The organism is Microvirga sp. P4_G7, assembly GCF_056401005.1.
Genome location: NZ_JBFUKD010000012.1, coordinates 1 through 23,387 on the forward strand (window position 1 = coordinate 1; position 23,387 = coordinate 23,387).

The window sequence follows — 23,387 nt, forward strand, 5'->3', positions numbered from 1 at the left end:
CTCTGAATGAGCGCGATCGGCGCGATGAAGGGATGGATATCGTCGACGAAAGGCAGCATCGCGCGCGCCGGACCATCCGCAGCGCCGGCGACGATCACAGGAACGCTCTGCTGATTCAACCGCGTCACAAGATCGTTCACTCCGTTCAAGGTCTCGTCGCGTTGGCTGACGACGAAAATCGGGAAGTTCTCTCCGGCGAGAGTCCAGGGGCCGTGCATGAGCTCGGCGGCGCTCATCGCCTCTGCATGAATGCCGGACGTCTCCTTCAGCTTGAGGGCGGCTTCCTGCGCGACCGCAAATCCGAGCCCGCGCCCGACGACGAAGAGATTGTCGGACTTGGCGAGGAGCGGCTCTGCAGCGGTCCAGTCCATCGCCGATGCCTGGCGCAGGACGTCGGGGAGCGTGTCGAGCGCGGCCAGAAGCGCTTTGTCTTCGGACCAATGCGCAACGAGTTGGAGGCTTGCGACAAGAGCGGCAATAAAGGATTTCGTCGCCGCGACGCTACGCTCCGGACCGGCGTGCAGAGGAAGCACGATTTCGCAGGTCTCGGCGAGCGGCGAAGATGTGTCGTTGACGAGCGCGACGGTGAGCGCGCCATCCTTGCGTCCCGCGCGAGCGAGGTTGAGAATGTCCGGGCTGCGACCGGATTGAGAAACGGCGAGGAACAGCGCGTCGCGCATCCTGGGACGCGCTTCGTAGATGGACGTCACCGACGGGCCGACGGACGCCGTCACAAGGCCGGAATGGATTTCCAGCAGGTACTTCGCAAAGGTCGCGGCGTTGTCGGAACTCCCACGCGCGCAGGTCACCGCAAACGGAGGCGGTGAAGCGCGCAGGCGTGCACCCAGATCGCGGCAGAGGGCTTCATTGTTCGTGAGAAGACGCGCGACCACCTCCGGTGCTTCCTGAGCCTCGCGCAGCATCGCCGTCGAGGAGGAGAGGGTCTGGTCAGTCGTCATCATTCTGGTTCCGTTCGGGTTGGCTGATGGTCAATTCGGCGACGAAATCGTAGGCGTCGCCACGATAATAGGACGAGGTGAACTCGACGATGTCACCGCCATGGGTAAAAGAGCGCCGCTCGATGTAGAGCGCTGGACTCAAGGCAGGCACCTGAAGCAATGCCGCCTGCTCTTCCGTGAGCAAGACCGCGTGCAGGCGCTGAAGCGCGCGGCTCGGAAGATAGCCCTGGTCGTGCAAGACCGCGTAGAGCGATTGTTTGACAGCCGATGGATCGGGGAGGAAGCGACTCGGCACGACCGCATGTTCGATTGCGAGGGGGACACCGTCCGCGAGTCGCAGGCGATTGACGCGGCTGACATGGTCGCCAGGGGAGAGGCCGAGCGCCATCAATTCGTCTGGCGATGCCGGTCCGATCGATCGACTCAGCAGTACCGCCGTGGAGGAAAGGCCACGCGCCGACATATCGTCGGTGAAACTCGAGAGACGGGAGAGCGGCTGCTCGAGTCGCATCTGGTGAGCGACGAACGTGCCGGAACCCCAGCGCTGCACCAACACGCCCCGCTTCACGAGACCAGTGATCGCCTTGCGCACGGTGACGCGCGAAATGCCGAGTTGTTTGGCGAGATCGCGCTCACCGGGAAGCGCCGCGTCAGGCTTCAGAGTTCCGTTTCGAACCGCTTCTTCGATCGTCTGTTGAAGCTGCAGATAGAGCGGCGTCGGGTTGGTCTCGTCCAACGTGTCGAGGGTAAGCTGGTCTGTGGCTTGATTTTGCATCTTCACATCCGCAGCTCGGCTTGACGCGCCATAAGGATAGCGCCGTCCAAAGCATCCGATAGGGGCAGGACAATGGCGTTTTGCACCGGCGGGGGAAGCCAGGCCCGAAGCGGCTCTGCGAGACCACCGAACAGGCAAAGAGACGGCGCGCCGAGATCAAGAAGCCGGGTGGCAATTCGCGTCACGCCGTCGGCTGCGTGGGCGACAAGCTCCAGGGCGAGCGGATCGCGCTCCGCTGCGTATTTCAACACGATCGGCGCATAACGGGCATAGTCGCTCGGACGCGCCTTGCCGACCCAATCCACCATCACCTGCGGTGTGTTTTCGAATTCGGTGAGAATGGCGGTCGATAGTGCGGTCGGCGCAATAAGACCGTCGTGAGTCCACAAAGCGCGACGGAGCAACTCGCGCCCCATTTCAGCGCCGCTTCCTTCATCCGAGATCTCGAAACCCCATCCGCTCACTTGAATGCGAACGTCGTTCGCGACCCCGTATCCACAGGTGCCGGTTCCCACAATGACGATCGCGCCGTCGCTGCCATTGAAGGCACCGAGCCAGGCTGCGTGCGCGTCGGTATCGATGGCGATCGCGGGAAAGGGATGGGGACGAGAAAGCAGACGCTCGACAGCACTCTTCTGGCCGGCTCCCGCCATGCCGAAGCCGACACAGACACGCTTGAGATCGACCTCAGCCAACCCAGCAGCGGACAGAGCCGAACGGCTGGCGGTAAGGATTGAATTCCAAACGAGATCGGGATCGAGCCGGATATTGGCGGATCCTCCGTTTCCCTCACCCAACAGTCGCCCGTCGGCATCGCGAAGCCGCGCGCGACACGACGTGCCGCCGCCGTCGATGCCAATGAACAGGAACTCAGTCATCTCGCCGGTCACGAATACTCAATTGGAAATTGAAGAAAGACAGGGCGCTCCTACAATGCCACTTAATATCCAGTTCGTGAAGAGGTCTCCTCCGGGAAACATCATGAAACGAGACCTCGTGGGACTGGCGTGAACAAGGCAGGCGGGTGCGCGCAGCCCTTTACGCCACGAGATACCAGTATGAGGTCACTCGCAACTAAATCGGTCCAAAAGAAAAAATTGCCGAGCCTTCGGCGTCTGCGCGGCGGCTAGACGAGGACGGACCGTTGCTTTTCGAGAAAGGCGGGAACGTCGGCGGCGGCCATGGGCGTCGCAAAGAGATTGCCTTGAACGAAGACACATCCCCGATCGCGAAGGAATTGCGCTTGGGCGGGCGTCTCGACGCCCTCGGCGATGACGTCCATATGAAGGCTCTTGCCCAGTTCGAGGACCGCGGTGACGATCGCGGCACTTTCGGCGTTGTGCTCGATATCCTTCACGAAGCTCTGGTCGATCTTGATGTCGTCGACGGGGAATTGCTTGAGATGAATGAGGGAAGCGTATCCTGTCCCGAAATCGTCCAGTGCGATCCGCACACCGTTGTCGTGGAACTCTTTCAGGACGGCGGCGACATGCGCCGAGCCGCGGCCGAGGAAGACGGTTTCGGTGATCTCGACTTCGAGCTGCCTCGGATCGATGTCCGCTTGATGCACGATCTCGAGAAATCGTTTGGCGAGCCCGAGCCAGCTGAATTGTGTGGTCGACAGATTCACCGCGATACGACCGCATTGGACGCCGCTTTCGCGCCAATGTCTCATATCGTCGGTCACCTGCCGGATCATCTGTTCGCCCAGCGCGATCGAGAGCTCGGGCTCTTCGAATGCGGCCGAGAACGACAATGGGGCAAGCAGTCCGAGTTCCGCGTGCTGCCAGCGCGCGAGCGCTTCGAAGCCGATGATTTCGCCGGTGACGATGTTCACCTTCGGCTGATAATAGGGAACGATCCGGCGCTGCTCCAACGCTTCCCGAACCTCGCGGGCCAGGGTCACGCGACGCTCGATCGTACTGCGCATGTCCGGCGAATAGACGACGGCGCAGTTGCGGCCCCGCGATTTTGCCGCGTACAGCGCAAGATCCGCGTCCTTGAGGAGATCCGAGGGCGCGGTGTCGTGATCTGGAAAGACTGCGACGCCGACGCTGGCGCCGCTGATCATCTCCTTGCCGTTGTAGGCGATCGGCCGTCCGAGTTCGTTCATCAGAGTTTCGATGAATGCGCTAGTCCTGTCGGAGGCGTTGAGAATGATGACGAATTCGTCCCCACCCAGCCGGGCGACGGTATCGTCCTTGTCGACGAGGCTGCGAAGACGATCGGCCATTCTCTGGAGAAAATGATCGCCCGCGTCATGACCGAGCGCATCGTTGATGGATTTGAAGTCGTCGAGATCAATGAGAAGGAGCGTGACCTTCTCGCCCATGTGCTTGGCTTCGGCGAGCGCCTGTTCGAGCCGGCTTTGAAACAGGGCGCGATTAGGCAGATCGGTCAGCGAATCGTGGCTCGCTGCGCGCCAAATCCGCTCCTCGGTCGCCTTGCGTTCTGTAATGTCGACGAGACCGGAGATGATGTATTCCTCGCCGGCGATCTCCAACCGCGTTCCTGCAAGCAGAACGTTTCGAACGGAGCCATTGCCCAGGCGAATGAGGGTTTCGAAGTCGTCGAACTTCCCGTGTTCCTGAAGCTTGGYCAGAAATGCCGACCGGTCCTCCGGATTCACGTATATTTCGGTCGTCGACCGGATGCCGAGCGCTTCGCGGGGAACGCCGAAATAGGAAATGCCGGCATCGTTGACGTTGACGATCGAACCGTCTTCTTTCGACACGACGAGCGGCATCGGCACGGTCTTGAAGAGGTTCTCGAACATCGCCCGACTGTCGGCCAGTTCGGATCTGGCGCGACGCTCGGCTTGGAGGGCTGCCCATTCCAGGCGCCGCAGACGATTGGAGCGGGCGACGACGAGAATGAGCGCGAAGTTGAGCATCGCCATCGCGAGTGCGAGCCCAATCAGCATCGTGCCCACGTCTTCCGGTGACATATAGCCGAGGAGCATGAGTACGCTGCACCCGATGCCCGATGCGACAGACCAGCGAAACGATGTGGGCAGCACGAGATAATAGATCGACGGCAGCATGATCACGACGAACAGAGCAAGGTCGCTGTGCGAACTGACGAGAACGCTCACCGCGCCGGCGTTGATCCACTCCCAAGCGATCATCGTCTTTTCGGCGGATCGAAAGTCTTTCGCTCGCTGCGCTGCCAAGTAACAAGCGATTGAAACACCGACGACCATGAGTCGTGCCGAGACAGCCGCGTAAAAATGAGGCTGGCCATAGAAGCGCCAGTCGCTGATCAGGAACAGGACGTTGAGAACGGCGGATAGGATAAAAAGCAGCCGCGTGTGCCGAAGCGTTTCCGACAACCGCTCGGTCTGAAAAGCGGTTTCACGCTCGGAATCGCGAAACTCGCCCCCAAAGAGGGTCAGGGCCTGAGCTGAAGAATCTGACATCGGTTGCGATAAAACTCGCCGCTTCTTAAAAATAGATGGCGCCCGAGGGCAGTCATAACGTTTCGCTAAAGGAGGCTGCGAACAAGTGAAAAACCGCGACTTCGCACGTTCGAAGGCGGTTTTCCCCGCTTTTGGGCCTTTCTAAGACTCAATCAAACGATCGGGCAAACAATCGGGTCAGGAATTCCTGATCCGCCGCTGCCGGACAACCCTCCTATGACAGCCGCGCGGCGTCGAATCCAGCACTCAATATCTCACGCGGCGTCCCTGTCGCGAGAACACGTCCTGCGGCGACCAGGGCCATCTGGTCGGCGGTTTCAGCCACCTCATCCGGGGTGTGGATGGTCATCACAATCGTCACCGGCCGATCGCGGCGCAGCTCGTCGACGAGGAGGATCATGTCCCGCCGCAGGGCCGGATCGAGATTGCTGAAGGGTTCGTCCAAGAGGATCAGAGGTCGGCCGGAGACGAGGGCACGGGCAAGCGCCACACGCTGTCGCTGACCTCCCGACAATTCGCCAGGGCGTCGCTTTTCGAAGCCGTCGAGACCAACCGCAGCGAGGGTTTCGGCTACGAAATCCCATTCCGCGCCCACTAGTTTCAACGAGGGCCTCAGCCCGAGTGCGACGTTTTGGGCGGCGGTGAGGTGAGGAAACAGGTTGTGGTCCTGAAACACCAACGAGACCGGACGTTCCGCGGGAGCGAGCGGTAGCAAATCTCGTCCGTCGAGGGTGAGTTGTCCGCTTTCCGGCCGCTCGAACCCCGCGATCATGTGCAGAAGGGTGGTTTTGCCGCCGCCGGAGGGCCCGACGACAGCGCAAAGAGCGCCCGTTTCCACACGGAGCGAGTAGTCGGCCTCGAAATCGGGCCAGCTCAAGCGGCACTTTTCAATCAGCAGCATGCGACAGGCGTCCGGACAGGTAAGCGAGGCAGAAGGATATCAAGACGATCGACAAACCGAGCGCGGACGCTTCGTCGAGGCGGTAGGCGCCGAGGCGTTCATACAGCAGATAGGGCAGCGTCCGCAGCTCGCCCCCGCCGAACAGGGCGATGACGCCGAAATCGCCGAATGACAAGGCCATGGCGACAGCAAAACCCGCCCCGAGCGGACGCTTGAGCAGTGGCCAATCCATGATCGTCAACTTCGACCAGCCAGTCAGGCCGACGGACGCCGCAAGGCGGCCGTAGCGTTCGCCGGCCAACATCATGTTCGGACCGATGAAGCGATAGATGAAAGGTAAGGCGGCCAACCCGTTGATCAGCGGCAAAAGCAGAAAGCCGGCGGTTGTCGAATCGACGAAGGGGCGCAGGATCAAGAAAAGCCCGGCTGTCAGGGCAAAGGGCGGTACGGCCAGAAGCGTGTTCGGAAGCAGTTCATAAAGGGCCGAAAGCCGCGGAGTCCGGGAGGACAACCGGACATTCCGCGCCGCGCCGCCTAAGGCAAGGGCGAGCAGACAGGCCAAAGTCGCGGCGAGGGCCGCGATCACGATGCTGGTGGCGAGGGCCTCGACAAAATCGCTATCGAGTACCGCTCCAAAATGAGTCAGCCCGGTGAGGACGCTGAAAAGCGGAGGCGCCAGAAAGACGACGCCGAGCATCAGGATTGCGGTGTCCAGAAATCGAAGCCCCCGATGGGAGGCGTCGGGCCGGGCAATGGCCGCGCGCACGGTGTGGCTGACGGACCTCCGAACGCCGACGCCGTTCATTGCTAGGGTGAGCGAGAGGCAGATGCCGACCTGCACCAGCGCAAGCCAAGCCGCCCGCCCGAAATCGAGCTCGACACGCAACGCTTCGTAGATGGCGACCTCGAGCGTCGCCCGCGAGGGCCCGCCTCCGAGCGCCAGAATGATGGCAAAGCTCTTGAAGCAAATCAGAAAGACGAGAATTGCGATGGCAGGCAGTTCGCCGCGAACAACTGGCCAATCGAGATGCCGAAAGATCTGCCTGGGCTCAAAGCCAAGCATCTGCGCAAGACGCCATTGTTCGGCAGGAACGGTTTCCAACGCATCGAAAGTCAGGCGAGCGACGAAGGGCGCATTGAGAAAGACATGCGCGATGAGAATTCCGGGATAACCGAAGATGCTGAAATCAGCGTCGATCCCGAGGCTTCTCAGGATCGCGACGAGCCATCCCCCGCGGCCATATACGGCCAAAACGGCAAACACCACGACGATGGTCGGCATCACCATCGTGGCACCGAGCGCGGAGAGGGCGAGATCGCGTCCCCAAAAGCGGCGGCGCGCCAAAGCGAAGGCGAGCGCGACGCCAAGTGCGAGAGAGAGGATCGTGGAAAGCGCGGCCTGAAGCGTCGAAAAGATCAGAACCTGCGTCAGGTACGGTCCGAGTGAGAAAAGGGTTGCATGCCCCCCACCCGCCATCGCCAGTGYGGTGAAGCTGCCGACGACCAGGGCCGCGATGGCGAACGCCACCAGGGTTCCTGGATGAGGCATCGACCGAACCATCCCGTGCAATCAGCGCGCCGTGGCGTTCAGCCACCCGTCGATGAAGGCGCGGCGGTTCCGGAGCACCTCTTCAGGCGTGAAAAGCAGCGACTGCGCCGGCTGAATGACGTCCTTGAAGACCGCCGGCGAGCCTGATGGCGGATTTCTCGCCGGCATCATCCAGTTGGTTTCCGGAATGGCGGATTGAAACGGTTCGGTCAGCACGAAGGCTGTGAAACGCTTCGCGAGATCGGGCTGTTTCGTCGTCTTGGTCGCCGCGGCCAGTTCGACATGGAGATAGTGACCCTCGGCAAAGGGGGCTGCCTTGTAGTTCGTCTTCTTCTCCACGGCGATATGGTAGGCGGGGGACGTCGTATAGGACATCACCATGTCCGCCTCGCCCTTCAGGAACAGTCCGTAAGCCTCCGACCACCCTTTGGTGAAGGTCACGATGCGCGGCTTCAGCTTCACCCAGGCCTCGTCGGCCTTGTCGCCATAAACCTTGCGCATCCAGAGCAGGAAGCCCAAGCCCGGCGCACTGGTGCGCGGATCTTGCAGCATCACCTTCGGCCCATTCGGGTTCTCCACCAACTCCTTCAGGCTCTTTGGCGGGTTGGGCAATTTGTCCGCATCGTACACGAACGCGTAGTAACCCCAGTCGAATGGGATGAACGTGTCATCGGCCCAACGGATCGGAAGGGACAGATCCTTGATGTCGACTCCATGTGGGGCGAACAGGTTCAGATCCCTGGCTTCGGCAGCGAGGTTCATATCGAGACCGATGACGACATCGGCTTTGGTGCTGGCGCCTTCCAGGCGGAGGCGTCCGAGGAGACTGCCGGCGTCCTCCGCCGTGACCCAGGCGATCTCGCAATCGCACGTCGCCTCGAACCGCTCTTTGATCGTTTTGGCCGGGCCGTATTTCCCAGCAAACGAGCTGTACGTGTAAACTGTGAGTACCGGTTTGGATTGTGCGAGCGCGAGGCCCGTCCCCATTCCGATCGCGGCCAAAGCAAGAAGTATTCGGCGAAACATCGATGACGCTCCCATGCGTGAGAAGGGCCGGGCTGTCGGCGCAATTCGCTCGGGGACGTCGATATGGTCGTATCGCATGCTCATTCCCTCCGCCGGCATAACCCGGATCAGGTTCGACGGGTCGGTGGCCGAGCCACCTCTCAGCCCAGAATGGGCTCCCCGTGAGACGAGGCCGTTCTAGGACAAGTCGGAACCGGAAACAAGGACCGCGCCATCGCCGAGGGTGAGAGGTTGCCGTAAGGGAGCCCTGTTTTTGAGCAGCCGCCGCCTTTCTGAGCGCCGGGTTTTGTACGCTCGGCGCGATCCGATAGGGGCCGCATAAGCGGTGCTTCGTCCTCGCTCTGGCACGGCGCTTGCATTCCTTGTTCAGGCTGCACAGGGAGCAGCGTGGCAAGGGAGAGTCCTATGTCGATGTTGGGTAAGACATTGCGGAACATGCGGGGCTTGGCGGCCACTGCATTGATGTCGGGCGCGCTGATCGGCGCGGCGCAGGCGCAGGAGACGATCAAGGTCGGAATTCTGCATTCCCTGTCGGGAACCATGGCGATCAGTGAAACCACACTGAAGGACGCCATGTTGATGCTCATCGAAGAGCAGAACAAGAAGGGCGGCTTGCTCGGAAAGAAGCTCGAAGCCGTCGTCGTCGACCCTGCTTCGAACTGGCCGCTCTTCGCGGAAAAGGCGCGCGAGCTGATCGCCAAGGACAAGGTCGCGGCCGTCTTCGGGTGCTGGACGTCGGTCTCGCGCAAGTCGGTCCTGCCGGTCTTCAAGGAGCTCAACAGCGTCCTGTTCTATCCGGTGCAATACGAGGGCGAGGAGAGCGAGCGCAACGTGTTCTACACCGGCGCGGCCCCGAACCAGCAGGCGATCCCCGCCGTCGATTATCTCGCCAAGGAAGAAAAGGTGCAGCGTTGGGTCCTGGCCGGAACCGACTACGTCTATCCGCGCACCACGAACAAGATCCTCGAAGCCTATCTCAAGTCGAAAGGCGTCAAGGAAGAAGACATCATGATCAACTACACGCCGTTCGGACATTCCGATTGGCAGACGATCGTCGCCGATATCAAGAAGTTCGGCTCGGCCGGCAAGAAGACCGCGGTGGTATCCACCATCAACGGTGACGCCAACGTTCCGTTCTACAAGGAACTCGGCAACCAGGGCGTCAAGGCGACCGATATTCCGGTSGTKGCGTTCTCSGTSGGCGAGGAAGAGCTCGCCGGCATCGACACCAAGCCGCTCCTCGGCCACCTCGCCGCCTGGAACTATTTCGAATCGATCGAGACGCCGGAGAACAAAGCCTTCATCGAGAAGTGGAAGACCTTCACGAAGAACGACAAGCGCGTCACCAACGACCCGATGGAAGCACACGTCATCGGTTTCAACATGTGGGTGAAGGCGGTCGAGAAGGCTGGCAGCACGGAGCCGGACAAGGTCATCGAATCGATCGTCGGCGTCCAGGTTCCCAACCTGACCGGCGGAACATCCGAAATGCTGGCGAACCACCACATCACGAAGCCGGTCTTCATCGGCGAGATCAAGGACAACGGGCAGTTCGACGTCGTGTGGAAGACCGAAGGTCTCGTGCCCGGCGAAGCCTGGTCGAAGCAGCTCGACGGCTCGAAGGACCTGATCGCGGATTGGAAGACGCTCAAATGCGGCAACTTCAACGCCGTCACGAAGAAATGCGGAGCGTGACCGCGTAATCGACCGGGGGTGGCCTCGTGCCGCCCCCGCCATTTTCCTCACCGGTAACGGCATGAACCCACTCCGTAAACTTCTGCGAGCGCTTCTCCTCCTGGTGGGCATGCTTGGCGCATTCCGCGCCGTTGCAGGGTCCTATGAAGATGCGTTGCCGAAATTCGCCGCCGACAGCTACTCCGATACCGAGGCCGCCGTTTCCGCGATCGCGGCGAGCGGTCATCCTCTCGCACTCCAGGTGATCGAGGCCTTGCGGGACAATCGGCTGCTCACCGGGGTGGGGAGCGTCGTCGTTCGCGATCCCAAGGGCGCATTGATCGATGCGACGACGGGACAACCAGCCACCACTGCAAGCGACCCGCTCAAGCCGGTCAAAATCAACAACCGCGTGCGTCGTTCCATCGAGGCGGCGCTCGGCGGGTTGACCTTGATGAACGCCGATCCCGCGAAGCGGCTCGATGCGGCGCGGGCCTTGTTCCGCTCACGCGATGTTGCTGCGCTCCCGACGATCGAACAGGCTCTCGTGCAGGAACAGAACAGCCATGTGCGGAACGCTCTCACCAGCGCCCGCGCGGCCATTCTCTTGGTGAAAGCGGATGCGCCATTGGGCGATCGCCTCGCTGCGGTAAAGACGCTGCGGGAACGGGGCGATCAGGATGCGCTCGCGCTGCTGACGACGCTGCCGGCTGGTGCATCGGCCGAGATTACCGACGAGGCTCTGAAAGCGTCCGGCAACATTCGTGCCCGCCTCGCGCTTTGGAACGCCGCGCAAAACATCTGGTATGGGATTTCTCTCGGATCCGTCCTGCTTCTGGCAGCCATCGGTCTCGCCATCACCTTCGGCACCATGGGCGTGATCAACATGGCACACGGTGAGATGGTGATGATCGGCGCCTACGCCACTTTTGTCGTGCAGGAATTCATTCGCGCATCGGCTCCCGAACTGTTCGGAGCGTCGCTTTTCATCGCGCTCCCACTGGCTTTCCTGGTGTCCGGCGCGATAGGAATCCTGATCGAGCGCACAGTGATCCRCTTTCTCTACGGGCGCCCCCTCGAGACGTTGCTGGCGACCTGGGGCCTATCGCTGATCCTCCAGCAGGCGGTGCGCACGATCTTCGGACCCAGCAACCGCGAAGTCGGCACGCCGGCCTGGATGAGCGGCGTGCTCGAAGTGGGCGGATTGAACCTCACCTACAATCGAATCGCGATCGTCGTATTTGCCTTTGCCGTCTTTGCAGCGCTTCAGCTCGTCATGCGCTACACGTCCTTGGGTCTCTACGTGCGCGCCGTGACACAGAACCGCCGCATGGCGGGATCCATGGGTATTCGCACCGATCGCATCGACGCGCTCGCCTTCGGGCTCGGTTCCGGCGTCGCGGGCATCGCGGGCGTAGCGCTATCACAGATCGACAATGTCAGTCCGAATCTCGGGCAGAGTTACATCATCGACAGTTTCATGGTGGTCGTCTTCGGAGGCGTCGGAAATCTCTGGGGCACACTTGTGGGCGCGATGACGCTCGGCATCGCCAACAAGTTTCTCGAACCCTATGCGGGCGCGGTGCTTGGGAAGATCGTGCTCCTGATCGCGATCATTCTTTTCATCCAGCGGCGTCCGCGGGGGTTGTTCGCCCTCAAGGGAAGAGCGGTGGAAGCATGAGGCGCCCTCATTTCCTGGGTCGCCAGGGTTCCGTGGTTCTCGGCCTGATCGTCGTTGCCGCCATTCTCGTCCCCATGATGAACCTCGTCGCGGCGCCGGGTTCGGCTCTTCATCTGTCCGATCATCTCGTGCCGCTCCTTGGAAAATATCTTGCGTTCGCGTTGCTCGCGCTCTCCGTCGACCTGATCTGGGGGTATTGCGGCATCCTTTCGCTCGGCCACGGCGCCTTCTTCGGACTCGGCGGCTACGCCATGGGGATGTACCTCATGCGGCAGATCGGCTCCCGTGGTGTCTATGCCAATCCGGTATTGCCCGATTTCATGGTGTTCCTGAACTGGAAGGAACTTCCCTGGTTCTGGTACGGCTTCGACTGGTTTCCGTTCGCGCTCCTGATGGTGTTGGCAGCTCCTGGACTACTCGCCTTCGTCTTCGGATGGTTCGCTTTCCGCTCTCGTGTGACGGGCGTCTATCTCTCTATCATTACGCAGGCCATGACATTCGCACTCATGTTGGCGTTCTTTCGCAACGACATGGGATTCGGCGGCAACAACGGGTTGACCGATTTCAAGGACATCCTGGGCTTCCCGCTGCAATCGCGAGAAACCCGCGCGGTATTGTTCGTTCTGTCGGCGCTTGCGCTCGCCGCCGGATACATCTTGTGCCGGTTCGTGATCAACTCGAAACTTGGAAAGGTGCTCGTCGCGGTGCGCGATGCAGAAAGCAGGAYGCGCTTTCTCGGATATCGTGTCGAACGCTACAAGCTCTTCGTGTTCACTCTCTCAGCTATGCTCGCGGGGCTTGCCGGCGCGCTTTACGTTCCGCAGGTCGGAATCATCAATCCGGGCGAGTTCGCCCCTGCCAATTCCATCGAGATCGTCATCTGGGTCGCGGTCGGCGGGCGCGGAACGCTCGCCGGGGCGATCCTGGGAGCCCTCGTGGTCAATGCAGGCAAGACCTGGTTCACCGGCGCTCTGCCCGAATTCTGGCTTTTCGCGCTTGGTGGCCTGTTTGTATTCGTCACCCTTTTCATGCCCCGCGGTATCCTCGGAACGGGCGAAGAGATGTGGGCGGGGTTGAGGAACAGAATCAAGGAGACCAACAGACCTCAAGCAAAACCTGGGGACGCGCCGAGCGGCGTTCCCCACGCCGCGGAGTGAGCAATGAACGCACCTGTCACACCCGCACTGCTCTACCTCGACAACGTCACCGTCTCCTTCGACGGTTTTCGCGCCCTCAATGCACTGTCCTTGGCCATCGACCACACGGAAATGCGGGCCATCATCGGTCCCAATGGCGCGGGCAAGACGACCATGATGGATGTCATCACCGGCAAGACGCGCCCGAACGAGGGTACGGCCTTGTTCGAAGGTACGCACGACCTCACGCGTCTCGACGAGGCCACGATCGCCGAACTGGGGATAGGCCGAAAATTCCAGACGCCGACGGTGTTCGGCATGCATTCCGTCGAGGATAACCTGCTTCTTGCGCTGAAGGCGGATCGTGCGCCCTTCGCCGCCTTGTTCGCCCGCCAGTCGAAGAATGAGCGCGAACGGATCGACGTCTTGCTCGAACGTGTTCGCCTCGCAGCTCACCGTCACCGCAAGGCGGCGGACCTGTCCCACGGCCAGAAGCAATGGCTCGAGATCGGCATGTTGCTCGCCCAGGAGCCGAAACTCCTGCTCGTCGATGAGCCCGCTGCCGGAATGACCGATCAGGAGACGGCGGATACCGCCGATTTGTTGCGCGAGATCGCCAAGACGCGCGCGGTCGTCGTCGTCGAGCATGACATGACGTTCGTCCGGGATCTCGATGTGAAGGTCACCTGCCTACACGAAGGGTCGGTACTCGCCGAAGGGCCGCTCGATGCAGTGAGTGCGGACGAGCGCGTGATCGAGGTTTATCTCGGCCGATGACATTGCTCAACGTCGATAATCTTTCGCTTCACTATGGTGCGGCCCAGGCCCTTCGCGGCGTGTCGCTCTCCGTCGACGTCGGGCAGGTGACGTGCGTGCTCGGGCGCAACGGTGTCGGCAAGTCCTCGTTGCTGCGCGGCATCGTCGGTCAACATCCCATTTCGGGCGGTAGCATCAAGCTCGACGGCCGGGACATCGGACGTCTCAGGCCTTTCGAGCGCGCGGCCCTGGGCATCGCCTATGTTCCTCAGGGACGGGAGATCTTTCCTCTGTTGAGCGTGAAAGAGAATCTCGAAACCGGCTTCGCCCCCTTGAAGCGCGGTCAGCGTACGATTCCCGACGAGATCTTCGCTCTGTTTCCTGTCCTCAAATCGATGCTGGGGCGCCGGGGTGGAGACCTCTCAGGCGGACAACAGCAACAGCTCGCCATCGGCCGTGCCCTCGTGACGCGGCCGCGCGTGCTGGTTCTCGATGAACCGACCGAGGGAATCCAACCCTCGATCATCAAGGATATCGGTCGCGCCATCGTCTACTTGCGCGAGCGCGGTGATATGGCCATCCTGCTCGTCGAGCAATATTTCGATTTCGCGCGCGAGCTGGCCGACACGTTCGTCGTCATGGAACGCGGCGAAGTCGTCCAACGGGGCGATCGTTCGGCCCTCGAGGGGGATGATGTACGTCAGCGCATGGCCATCTGAGCGTTCTCTCCGGTCGGCATCGCCTTCGCGTCAGCGCGCGGATGGGCGCGTCGCGTTTTCTGCCGAGGTGTTCGACGGATCGACGCGGCCGATGCGGATCGCTGAGAGCGGATCGATGCGGATTCGCCTGCCGAATGCGAGAGGGGCCACACTGGAAGGCGTTCTCGTCAACACGGCCGGCGGAATCGCATGTGGGGATCGATTCAAGATCGAGATCGACGTGAGTCGAGGTGCAGCCGTGACGATCGCGACGCCCGCAGCGGAAAAAGTCTATCGTTCCGACGGCGCCGTATCGAACGTCGTCGTGGACTTCCGCATCGCAGACGCCGCACGGCTCGAATGGCTGCCGCAGGAAACGATTCTGTTCGATCGCGCGCGTCTCGAGAGGCGGTTCGACGTGGCGATGGCGGACGACGCCAGCTTGATGGTGTTCGAAGGAATCGTCTTCGGCCGCGCGGCGCGTGGTGAGGAGGTTCGGCAAGGGTCGTTCGAGGATCGCTGGCGCATCACGCGTGGAGGGCGTCTCGTTTACGCGGACACATTGAAGCTCGACGGTCCGATCGCGGCGCTGCTGCAAAAGCCTGCCATCGCCAACGGCGCACGAGCACTCGCCACGTTTCTCTACGTCGCCCCCGATGCCGAAGTGCGACTGGAGGAAGCGCGCGGGTGCCTGTCGCAGGATGCGGGCTTGGAGATGGCTGCGAGCGCCTGGAACGGCATTCTCGCGGTTCGCTTCTGTGCCGCGGATATTTCAACGTTGCGCAATGCCGCGATGCGGTTTCTCATCTCTTTTCGCGGCACGCCGTTGCCGCGTGTCTGGCTCAGCTAAGGTCGAACGATGCAACTCACGCCAAGAGAAAAAGACAAACTTCTGATCGCCATGGCAGCGATGGTTGCGCGCCGCCGGCTCGAGCGCGGGGTGAAACTGAACCACCCCGAAGCGATCGCACTCATCACCGACACGGTCGTTGAAGGAGCCCGTGACGGTCGCTCGGTCGCGGACCTGATGGAGGCCGGCGCCCATGTGATCAGCGCCGACCAGGTCATGGACGGCATTGCCGAGATGATCCATGACATCCAAGTCGAGGCGACCTTTCCGGATGGAACCAAGCTCGTCACCGTCCACCATCCGATTCGCGGCCGGCCGTCGCAAAGCGTTCCGGGCGCCGTGACCACGCTCGACGGCGAAATCGTCTTCAACGAAGGCGCGGAACGCATTACGCTGTCCGTCGCCAACACCGGTGATCGGCCAATCCAGGTCGGCAGCCATTATCATTTTTTCGAGACGAACGCGGCGCTTGCATTCGAGCGTGAGAAAGCACGCGGCATGCGGCTCGATATCGCGCCGGGAACGGCTGTGYGGTTCGAGCCCGGAGCGACGCGGGAAGTCGTGCTGGTGCCATTGTCGGGTCGCCGGGAAGTCTTTGGTTTCCGCGCCGATGTGATGGGAGCGCTGTGATGGTGAACGAACGCAGAGCGGCGTCACTGCCCCGTGCCGCCTATGCGGACATGTTCGGTCCCACCACAGGCGACCGTATCCGCCTCGCGGACACTTCCCTCGTGATCGAGGTGGAGAAAGACTTCACGACCCACGGCGAGGAGGTGAAGTTCGGCGGCGGCAAAGTCATTCGCGACGGCATGGGCCAGAGTCAGGCGTCGCGCCGGGAGGGCGCTGTCGACACCGTCATCACGAACGCGGTGATCCTCGATCACTGGGGTGTCGTGAAGGCGGATATCGGCCTCTTGGGCGGCCGCATTTTCAAGATCGGCAAGGCGGGAAATCCCGACATTCAGCCGAACGTGGACATCATCATCGGTCCGGGAACGGAGATCATCGCGGGCGAAGGCAAGATCGTCACCGCCGGCGGATTCGATTCGCATATTCACTTCATTTGCCCGCAGCAGATCGAGGAAGCCCTAATGTCTGGCATCACGACGATGCTCGGCGGTGGCACCGGGCCGGCGACAGGCACCTTCGCGACGACCTGCACGCCGGGCCCGTGGCACATGGCGCGCATGATCGAAGCGGCGGACGCCTTTCCGATGAACCTCGCTTTCGCGGGCAAGGGCAACGCTTCCAAACCCGGTGCACTCGAAGAAATGATCCTGGCCGGCGCGTGCGCGCTCAAGCTGCATGAGGATTGGGGCACGACACCCGCTGCGATCGATTGCTGCCTGTCGGTGGCAGATCGCTTCGACGTGCAGGTGATGATCCATACCGACACGCTGAACGAATCCGGATTTGTCGAGGACACCATCGCCGCCTTCAAGGGCCGAACCATTCACGCGTTCCACACCGAAGGCGCGGGCGGCGGTCACGCGCCGGACATCATCAAGGTGGCGGGACTGCCGAACGTGCTGCCGTCATCGACCAACCCGACGCGCCCCTACACCGTGAACACCATCGACGAGCATCTCGACATGCTCATGGTCTGCCACCACCTCGATCCGTCGATTCCGGAGGATCTCGCCTTCGCGGAAAGCAGGATACGCAAGGAGACCATCGCGGCCGAGGATATTCTTCACGATCTTGGCGCGCTCTCGATGATGTCTTCGGACAGTCAGGCCATGGGTCGCGTGGGCGAGGTCATCATCCGCACATGGCAGACGGCGGACAAGATGAAACGCCAGCGTGGATCTCTCCCCGGCGACGCGAGCGGTCATGACAACCTGCGCGCACGGCGATACGTGGCGAAGTACACGATCAATCCAGCCATTGCGCACGGCATTTCGAGGCATGTCGGATCGGTCGAGGCTGGCAAGTTGGCGGATCTCGTTGTGTGGACGCCGGCCTTCTTCGGTGTGAAGCCGGACCTCGTCATCAAGGGTGGGGCGATCGCCGCCGCCGCGATGGGCGATCCCAATGCCTCCATCCCGACGCCGCAACCGGTTCATTACCGGCCGATGTTCGGCGCCTATGGACGCGCCATCGCATCGACATCCCTTACATTCGCGTCCAAGGCGGCTGTCGAGAACGGGCTCGCCGCGGCGCTGGGCATCCAGAAGCAACTCGTCGCAGTCGAGAATGTGCGCGGGGGGATCGGCAAGAAGGACATGATACTGAACGACGCGACTCCGGTCATCGAGGTCGATCCGGAAACCTACGACGTTCGGGCGGACGGCGAATTACTGGTTTGCGAACCAGCCGACGTTTTGCCGATGGCACAACGCTACTTCTTGTTCTGATATGATCCGCGGTACATCCATTCTCCGTCACGACGCCGTCGACCAGGATCGCGTCGTCGACGTCATCACTCTCGATCACGGCGATAGGCACCGCCGGCGCGTTGCGCTCACAGCGGACGGTGGGACCCAGTTCCTGCTCGACCTCGACCGTGCGGAAATTCTCGATGAGAGCGATGCGATCCGCCTTGAAAGCGGTTGGCTGATCGCAGTCAAGGCGGCGTCGGAAAGGCTCATCCGGATCACGACTCCTGATCCCTCGGATCTGCTTACGCTCGCTTGGCATATCGGCAACCGTCACGTTCCGGCGGAGATTACGCCGGAGGCGATCTTTATCGGCTACGATCACGTGCTGATAGAGATGTTGCACGGCCTCGGCGCGACAACGAAAATCGTCGAGCGACCCTTCCGGCCGGTGCGCGGCGCGTACCATCTTCACGATCAAGCGGATCACCATCATGGACATGGTCGTCACGGGTATTCTCATGATTGATAAGTCGGAGCAGATCGATGGTTTCGACGCCATGCTGCCTCTCTTCGCATGGCTGTCTCCATCCTATCCGGTCGGCTCGTATGCTTATTCGCACACGCTCGAATGGGCCGTCGAGACGGGCGATGTGAAGGACGAGGCGTCGTTCGTCGCGTGGTTGACGGATCTGATGCGGCACGGACTCGGCCGAAACGATGCGATTTTGCTCAAATGCGCCTATGACGCGGCCGCTGCGGGTGACGAAGAACAGTTGCGCGAGATCAACGAACTCGCCCTTGCGCTTTCTCCGTCCGGCGAGCTTTACCTCGAAACCAGTCAGCAGGGGCGCAGCTTTTTGGATGCGACGCTCGTCGCCTGGCCTGCACCGCACCTGATTGAGGTCGAGGGTGAGGTCGCTTATCCCGTTGCGGTCGGGCTTTCCGCTGCCGCGCATGCGATCCCACGATCGGCTACGTTGAACGCTTATCTCATCGCACTCGTGCAAGCGCTCGTTTCCGCCGCGATCCGTCTCGCGCCCATTGGCCAGACAGGCGGCACGCGGGTCACTGCGACCATGAGCAGAATCGTACAGACGATCGCTTCTGAAGCTGAAATGTCGACGCTTGACGACATCGGGAGTGCCACATTCCGCGCCGATCTCGGTTCCTTCCACCATGAAACCCAGTACACGAGGCTCTTTCGTTCATGACCTCTCACACAGGCCCGCTCCGTGTCGGCATCGGTGGTCCGGTCGGCTCCGGGAAAACGGCGCTGATGGAAGCGCTCTGCAAAATTTTTCGACGGCGCTACGATATCTGCGCGATCACCAACGACATCTATACGAAGGAGGACGCGCGCCTCCTCACGGTGGCCGGCGCACTTCCGGAAGAGCGCATCATGGGTGTCGAGACGGGCGGTTGTCCGCATACGGCAATCCGGGAAGATGCATCGATCAATCTCGCCGCCATCGCGACCATGCGCAAACGCTTTCCCGCGCTCGACGTCGTCCTCGTAGAATCKGGTGGCGATAATCTCGCGGCGACATTCTCGCCGGAGCTTGCCGATCTGACGATCTACGTGATCGATGTCGCCGGCGGGGAGAAGATTCCGCGCAAGGGCGGACCCGGCATCACTCGATCGGATCTCCTCGTCGTCAACAAGATCGATCTGGCTCCCTATGTCGGCGCGGATCTGCAGGTGATGGAAGAGGATACCAAACGGATGCGCGCCAAGCGGCCATACGTATTCACCAACATTCGCGGTGGTGTCGGAGTCGACGCCGTCGCTGCGTTCATCGAGCAGGCTGGCGGCCTGTCGCCATCAGCATAGAAGGGACCTTTCATGATCATTCGTCTCGCGACCGCGACAATTCTCGCGGCATTCTCAACACCGGCATTTGCTCACACGGGAATTGGCACGACGTCGAACTTCGCGTCCGGTTTCCTTCACCCCGTCGGCGGTCTCGACCACGTACTTGCGATGGTTTCCGTCGGACTCTTCGCCGCGCTCCTCAGTGGGCGTGCGCTCTGGTCTGTGCCGCTGGCCTTCGTTTCGATGATGCTCGTCGGCGGGGCAATCGGCTTCGCAGGCTTCGCGGTTCCAGCTGTCGAAATCGGCATCACGGCTTCGATCGTGATCCTCGGTGGTGTCGTGGCGCTGGGCAGGGCATGGCCGGTCGGCGCGGCCATGGCGCTCGTCGGGGTCTTCGCAATCTTCCACGGCTATGCCCATGGCGCCGAAATGCCGTACGGAGCGGACGTGTTGACGTATAGTCTCGGCTTCGCCCTCGCCACCGCGCTCTTCCACGCGACCGGGATTCTGGCAGGACTTGCCGCATTCGGACATCGGATCCTTATCCGAGCAGCCGGTGGCGCCGTGGCGGCCACCGGTCTTGTATTGGCTCTTGCCTAATTTTTCTTGCTGCTGCCCGACATGCCGGCACGCCGCAGCGCATCGGCGAGCGCTCCGCCGCTGCTTGCGGGCTTGTCACGCGCGTCGCTTCGCCGATCGCCTCCGGAGAAGTCGCGCTTACGCTGAATCGGTTCGCCATCCTTCACGGCTTTCGCTGCCTGCCGGTTCGTCGGGTCTTCGAGGCGCATGGTCAATGCGATGCGCTTTCGCGGCTTGTCGACTTCGAGCACTTTGACGCGCACGATATCGCCCGGCTTCACCACGTCGCGGGGGTCCTTCACAAAGGTGTTGGCGAGGGCCGATATGTGCACGAGGCCATCCTGGTGAACGCCGATATCGACGAAAGCGCCGAACGCCGCCACGTTGGTCACCACGCCCTCGAGCTGCATTCCGGCGCGGAGATCATCGATCTTCTCGACGCCGTCCTTGAAGGTCGCGGTCTTGAATTCGGGACGCGGGTCGCGGCCGGGCTTTTCGAGTTCGCTCAGAATATCCTTGACGGTCGGCAGGCCGAATGTCGCGTCGGTGAATTGTTCCGGCCGCAGGGCCTTCAAGACGGATCCGTTGCCGATGAGGCGTTTGATGTCGCTTCTCGTCGTTTCGATGATCCGTCGCACGACCGGATAGGCTTCGGGATGCACGCCTGAGGCATCAAGCGGGTCGCTGCCGTTTTGAATGCGCAGGAAGCCCGCTGCCTGCTCGAACGTTTTTGGTCCAAGGCCCGACACGCCGAGGAGCGCCTTGCGGCTGGCGAACGAACCGTTGGAGTCACGGTGCGACACGATGCTCTGCGCTACCCATTCGCCGACGCCGGACACGCGCGCCAGGAGTGGCGCGGAAGCCGTGTTCACGTCGACACCCACCGCATTCACGCAATCCTCGACCACGGCGTCGAGCGAGCGCGAAAGCTTGAACTCCGCAAGATCGTGCTGGTATTGGCCGACGCCGATGGATTTCGGATCGATCTTGACGAGTTCCGCCAGCGGATCCTGAAGGCGCCTCGCGATGGAGACTGCGCCGCGGATCGAAACGTCGAGGTCCGGCAGCTCTTGGCTCGCGAATGCCGAGGCCGAATAGACCGAGGCGCCTGCTTCCGAGACCATGATCTTCGTCAGACTGAGATCCGGGTGTTTGGAAACCAACTCGCCCGCGAGCTTGTCTGTCTCACGTGACGCCGTTCCGTTGCCGATGGCGATGAGCTCGACCTTGTGCGCGCGGCAGAGGCGAGCGAGCACGGCGATCGATTCATCCCATTGCCGCTTCGGCTCGTGCGGATAAATCGTGTCTGTCGCGACGACCTTGCCGGTCGAATCGACGACGGCCACTTTCACGCCGGTCCTGAACCCAGGATCGAGCCCGAGTGTCGCCCTTGTTCCGGCGGGCGCGGCGAGCAACAGGTCGCGCAAATTGGAGGCGAAGACCTTCACGCCCTCGTCTTCTGCGTGCTGCCACAGGCGCATTTTCATATCGAGTTCTATGGAAAGACGAAGCTTCGTCCGCCATGCCCAGCGGACGGCGTCCAGCAGCCAACGGTCACCAGGACGACCCTTGTCGGCGATCCCGAAGACGACCGCCGTCCGTCCCTCATACGGGCTCTGGTAGTGGGGTTCCGCGCATTCCTTGTCCTCGACCATCTTCAGGTCAAGGATCTCTTCCTTCTCGCCGCGGAAGAGCGCCAAAATGCGATGAGACGGAAGTTTGGGCAGCGGCTCGGAAAAATCGAAGTAATCGGAGAACTTCGCACCGTCGACTTTCTTGCCGTCCCTCACCGTCGAGTGGAGGGCCCCGCGCTGCCAATAGGTATCGCGCAGCTGGCCGACGAGTTCGGCATTCTCGGCGAATCGCTCGACGAGGATCGATCGCGCACCTTCGAGTGCCGCCTCCGGGGTCGCGACCTCCTTGGCCGGGTCGACAAAAGTGGCGGCAACCTCCTTTGGATCGCGGGACGGGTCGGTCAGCAGCGTGTCCGCCAGGGGCTCCAGGCCCGCTTCCCGCGCGATTTGGGCTTTGGTGCGCCGCTTTGGCTTAAAGGGGAGGTAAAGGTCCTCCAGGCGCGCTTTGGTGTCGGCGCCGTTGATCTGGGCGGCCAGGGCATCGGTCAGTTTGTCCTGCTCGCGGATGCTGTCGAGGATGGCTTTGCGCCGCTCGTCCATCTCGCGCAGGTAGCGCAGACGCTCCTCGAGGGCGCGCAGCTGAATGTCGTCGAGGGTGCCCGTCACTTCCTTGCGGTAGCGCGCGACGAACGGAACCGTCGCTCCTCCGTCGAGAAGGTCGATGGCGGCTTTGACCTGCCATTCCTGGACGTTCAGTTCGCCGGCGATGCGCTGACCGATGGTGAGCATTTAGGATCCTCTCAAGCGGCTGAGGCGCGGCTTCTACGGTGGACCCTATCCTCGGTCAACGGGGCGTCGCAGCGCCATCCCGTTCAAAAGAAATGCTTGCTTTTGTCCGGAAAGGCTTGGCGGGAGGGCAAGCGACCTGTAGAGGAGGCGCCCCCCTGATTCCGGCCGAGAGTCCCGATGCCCTCTTCCAACAGCGATCTTTCGATCGGTATCGATTTCGGCACCAGCAACACCGTCGTGGCCATTGCTGATGGCGAAGGCAGGGTCGAGGCGATCACCTTCGATCACCTGGGCACGGCGCTCAACGTCTACGTCACGGCTTTGTGCTTCTGGGACGAGAAACACGGCAATGGGCTCAAGACGCAGGTCGAGGGCGGCCCGTGGGCCATCGAGCAGTTTCTGGACGGGCTGACGGCCCACCGCTTCATCCAGTCCTTCAAGACCTTCGCGGCGAGCGCAACGTTCCAGGAAACCCGGATCTTTCGCGAGCGCTATCGTTTCGAGGACCTGCTGAGCGCCTTTTTACGCACGCTCAAGAAGCATTCCGACCGTTTGGATTTCAACGCGCGCAATATCGTGATCGGTCGGCCGGTACGGTTCGCCGGGTCTAACCCGAACGATCCGCTCGCCATGGAACGCTACCGGGCTGCCTTCGGAAAACTTGGCGCGCGCCATGCCCGGTATGTCTACGAACCCGTGGGCGCGGCCTTCTTCTACGCGCGCCAGCTGGAGCACGACGCGACGGTTCTGGTGGCCGATTTCGGCGGCGGCACGAGCGATTTCTCGGTCATGCGCTTCTCCAAGAAAGGCGGTGTTGTCCGGGCGGAGCCACTGAGCCATACGGGAATCGGGATCGCCGGCGACGCGTTCGACTACCGAATCGTCGAC

Annotated in this window: 21 protein-coding genes and 1 riboswitch; of the genes, 13 read left to right on the forward strand and 8 right to left on the reverse strand. The window is 61.7% G+C overall.

Features of this window, described 5'->3' with window-relative positions:
* From AC1DT3_RS01860 to thiB, 7 genes are all read right to left on the reverse strand, one after another.
* On the reverse strand, positions 1-962 hold a 962-nt coding region (locus tag AC1DT3_RS01860), incomplete at its 3' end, for an SIS domain-containing protein (RefSeq protein ID WP_477463531.1).
* Positions 949-1,734 (reverse strand): GntR family transcriptional regulator, encoded by a 786-nt coding sequence (locus tag AC1DT3_RS01865; protein WP_477463532.1) that lies wholly within the window; start codon positions 1,732-1,734, stop codon positions 949-951. The genes AC1DT3_RS01860 and AC1DT3_RS01865, both read right to left, overlap by 14 nt.
* Positions 1,735-1,736: 2 nt before the next feature.
* Positions 1,737-2,624 carry a glucosamine kinase nucleotide-binding domain-containing protein gene (locus tag AC1DT3_RS01870; protein WP_477463533.1) on the reverse strand — a complete coding sequence of 296 codons (888 nt, stop codon included), beginning with the start codon at positions 2,622-2,624 and terminating at the stop codon, positions 1,737-1,739.
* 236 nt (positions 2,625-2,860) lie between these two features.
* A complete protein-coding gene (locus AC1DT3_RS01875; protein ID WP_477463534.1) occupies positions 2,861-5,152 on the reverse strand; it encodes a putative bifunctional diguanylate cyclase/phosphodiesterase in 2,292 nt (763 codons plus the stop codon).
* Positions 5,153-5,366: 214 nt separating this feature from the next.
* Complete coding sequence (locus tag AC1DT3_RS01880; protein ID WP_477463535.1) at positions 5,367-6,053, reverse strand: thiamine ABC transporter ATP-binding protein; 687 nt, start codon at positions 6,051-6,053, stop codon at positions 5,367-5,369.
* The gene (locus AC1DT3_RS01885; protein ID WP_477463536.1) at positions 6,040-7,602 is read right to left on the reverse strand and encodes an ABC transporter permease subunit; all 1,563 of its coding nucleotides are present in this window, start codon (positions 7,600-7,602) and stop codon (positions 6,040-6,042) included. Before AC1DT3_RS01885 ends, AC1DT3_RS01880 begins: the two co-directional genes overlap by 14 nt.
* Positions 7,603-7,623: 21 nt before the next feature.
* Positions 7,624-8,628 (reverse strand): thiamine ABC transporter substrate binding subunit, encoded by a 1,005-nt coding sequence (gene thiB, locus AC1DT3_RS01890; protein WP_477463549.1) that lies wholly within the window; start codon positions 8,626-8,628, stop codon positions 7,624-7,626.
* Between the two features lie 66 nt (positions 8,629-8,694).
* Positions 8,695-8,800, reverse strand: a riboswitch (TPP riboswitch).
* A 263-nt stretch (positions 8,801-9,063) separates the two neighbouring features.
* Between thiB and urtA the strand changes: the two genes are divergently transcribed.
* The 12 genes from urtA to AC1DT3_RS01950 all read left to right on the forward strand — a co-directional run bounded on the left by urtA (position 9,064) and on the right by AC1DT3_RS01950 (position 20,157).
* Positions 9,064-10,323, forward strand: a complete 1,260-nt coding sequence (gene urtA / locus AC1DT3_RS01895; protein WP_477463550.1) for an urea ABC transporter substrate-binding protein — start codon at positions 9,064-9,066, stop codon at positions 10,321-10,323.
* Between the two features lie 61 nt (positions 10,324-10,384).
* A complete protein-coding gene (urtB, locus tag AC1DT3_RS01900) occupies positions 10,385-11,983 on the forward strand; it encodes an urea ABC transporter permease subunit UrtB (RefSeq protein WP_477463537.1) in 1,599 nt (532 codons plus the stop codon).
* The gene (urtC, locus tag AC1DT3_RS01905) at positions 11,980-13,140 is read left to right on the forward strand and encodes an urea ABC transporter permease subunit UrtC (RefSeq protein WP_477463538.1); all 1,161 of its coding nucleotides are present in this window, start codon (positions 11,980-11,982) and stop codon (positions 13,138-13,140) included. Before urtB ends, urtC begins: the two co-directional genes overlap by 4 nt.
* 3 nt (positions 13,141-13,143) lie before the next feature.
* The gene (urtD, locus tag AC1DT3_RS01910) at positions 13,144-13,896 is read left to right on the forward strand and encodes an urea ABC transporter ATP-binding protein UrtD (RefSeq protein WP_477463539.1); all 753 of its coding nucleotides are present in this window, start codon (positions 13,144-13,146) and stop codon (positions 13,894-13,896) included.
* Positions 13,897-13,898: 2 nt separating this feature from the next.
* Complete coding sequence (urtE, locus tag AC1DT3_RS01915; RefSeq protein WP_477463551.1) at positions 13,899-14,594, forward strand: urea ABC transporter ATP-binding subunit UrtE; 696 nt, start codon at positions 13,899-13,901, stop codon at positions 14,592-14,594.
* Positions 14,595-14,685: 91 nt separating this feature from the next.
* Positions 14,686-15,423 carry an urease accessory protein UreD gene (locus tag AC1DT3_RS01920; RefSeq protein WP_477463540.1) on the forward strand — a complete coding sequence of 246 codons (738 nt, stop codon included), beginning with the start codon at positions 14,686-14,688 and terminating at the stop codon, positions 15,421-15,423.
* A gap of 9 nt (positions 15,424-15,432) precedes the next feature.
* A complete protein-coding gene (locus AC1DT3_RS01925) occupies positions 15,433-16,053 on the forward strand; it encodes an urease subunit gamma (RefSeq protein ID WP_477463541.1) in 621 nt (206 codons plus the stop codon).
* Positions 16,053-17,780 carry an urease subunit alpha gene (gene ureC / locus AC1DT3_RS01930; protein WP_477463543.1) on the forward strand — a complete coding sequence of 576 codons (1,728 nt, stop codon included), beginning with the start codon at positions 16,053-16,055 and terminating at the stop codon, positions 17,778-17,780. Before AC1DT3_RS01925 ends, ureC begins: the two co-directional genes overlap by 1 nt.
* Before the next feature lies 1 nt (position 17,781).
* Positions 17,782-18,270, forward strand: a complete 489-nt coding sequence (locus AC1DT3_RS01935) for an urease accessory protein UreE (protein ID WP_477463544.1) — start codon at positions 17,782-17,784, stop codon at positions 18,268-18,270.
* Positions 18,242-18,955 carry an urease accessory protein UreF gene (locus tag AC1DT3_RS01940; protein ID WP_477463552.1) on the forward strand — a complete coding sequence of 238 codons (714 nt, stop codon included), beginning with the start codon at positions 18,242-18,244 and terminating at the stop codon, positions 18,953-18,955. Before AC1DT3_RS01935 ends, AC1DT3_RS01940 begins: the two co-directional genes overlap by 29 nt.
* Positions 18,952-19,575, forward strand: coding sequence for an urease accessory protein UreG (ureG, locus tag AC1DT3_RS01945; RefSeq protein ID WP_477463545.1), 624 nt, complete (start codon positions 18,952-18,954; stop codon positions 19,573-19,575). Before AC1DT3_RS01940 ends, ureG begins: the two co-directional genes overlap by 4 nt.
* Before the next feature lie 12 nt (positions 19,576-19,587).
* Complete coding sequence (locus AC1DT3_RS01950; protein ID WP_477463546.1) at positions 19,588-20,157, forward strand: HupE/UreJ family protein; 570 nt, start codon at positions 19,588-19,590, stop codon at positions 20,155-20,157.
* On the opposite strand, the gene AC1DT3_RS01955 is transcribed toward AC1DT3_RS01950, so the two are convergent.
* Positions 20,154-22,499 (reverse strand): Tex family protein, encoded by a 2,346-nt coding sequence (locus tag AC1DT3_RS01955; protein ID WP_477463547.1) that lies wholly within the window; start codon positions 22,497-22,499, stop codon positions 20,154-20,156. The two genes, AC1DT3_RS01950 and AC1DT3_RS01955, sit on opposite strands and share 4 nt — an antisense overlap.
* Positions 22,500-22,676: 177 nt before the next feature.
* On the opposite strand from AC1DT3_RS01955, the gene AC1DT3_RS01960 reads away from it, so the two are divergent.
* Positions 22,677-23,387 (forward strand): Hsp70 family protein (locus AC1DT3_RS01960; RefSeq protein ID WP_477463548.1); only part of this gene is annotated, 711 nt, incomplete at its 3' end.

Bases quoted from the DNA above. Each gene is read 5' to 3' on its own strand.
- AC1DT3_RS01865 (WP_477463532.1), bottom strand. From the start codon at position 1,734: ATGCAAAATCAAGCCACAGACCAGCTTACCCTCGACACGTTGGACGAG.
- AC1DT3_RS01880 (WP_477463535.1), bottom strand. From the start codon at position 6,053: ATGCTGCTGATTGAAAAGTGCCGCTTGAGCTGGCCCGATTTCGAGGCC.
- thiB (WP_477463549.1), bottom strand. From the start codon at position 8,628: ATGTTTCGCCGAATACTTCTTGCTTTGGCCGCGATCGGAATGGGGACG.
- urtD (WP_477463539.1), top strand. From the start codon at position 13,144: ATGAACGCACCTGTCACACCCGCACTGCTCTACCTCGACAACGTCACC.
- AC1DT3_RS01920 (WP_477463540.1), top strand. From the start codon at position 14,686: ATGCGGATCGCTGAGAGCGGATCGATGCGGATTCGCCTGCCGAATGCG.
- ureC (WP_477463543.1), top strand. From the start codon at position 16,053: ATGGTGAACGAACGCAGAGCGGCGTCACTGCCCCGTGCCGCCTATGCG.
- AC1DT3_RS01935 (WP_477463544.1), top strand. From the start codon at position 17,782: ATGATCCGCGGTACATCCATTCTCCGTCACGACGCCGTCGACCAGGAT.
- AC1DT3_RS01940 (WP_477463552.1), top strand. From the start codon at position 18,242: ATGGTCGTCACGGGTATTCTCATGATTGATAAGTCGGAGCAGATCGAT.
- AC1DT3_RS01950 (WP_477463546.1), top strand. From the start codon at position 19,588: ATGATCATTCGTCTCGCGACCGCGACAATTCTCGCGGCATTCTCAACA.
- AC1DT3_RS01955 (WP_477463547.1), bottom strand. From the start codon at position 22,499: ATGCTCACCATCGGTCAGCGCATCGCCGGCGAACTGAACGTCCAGGAA.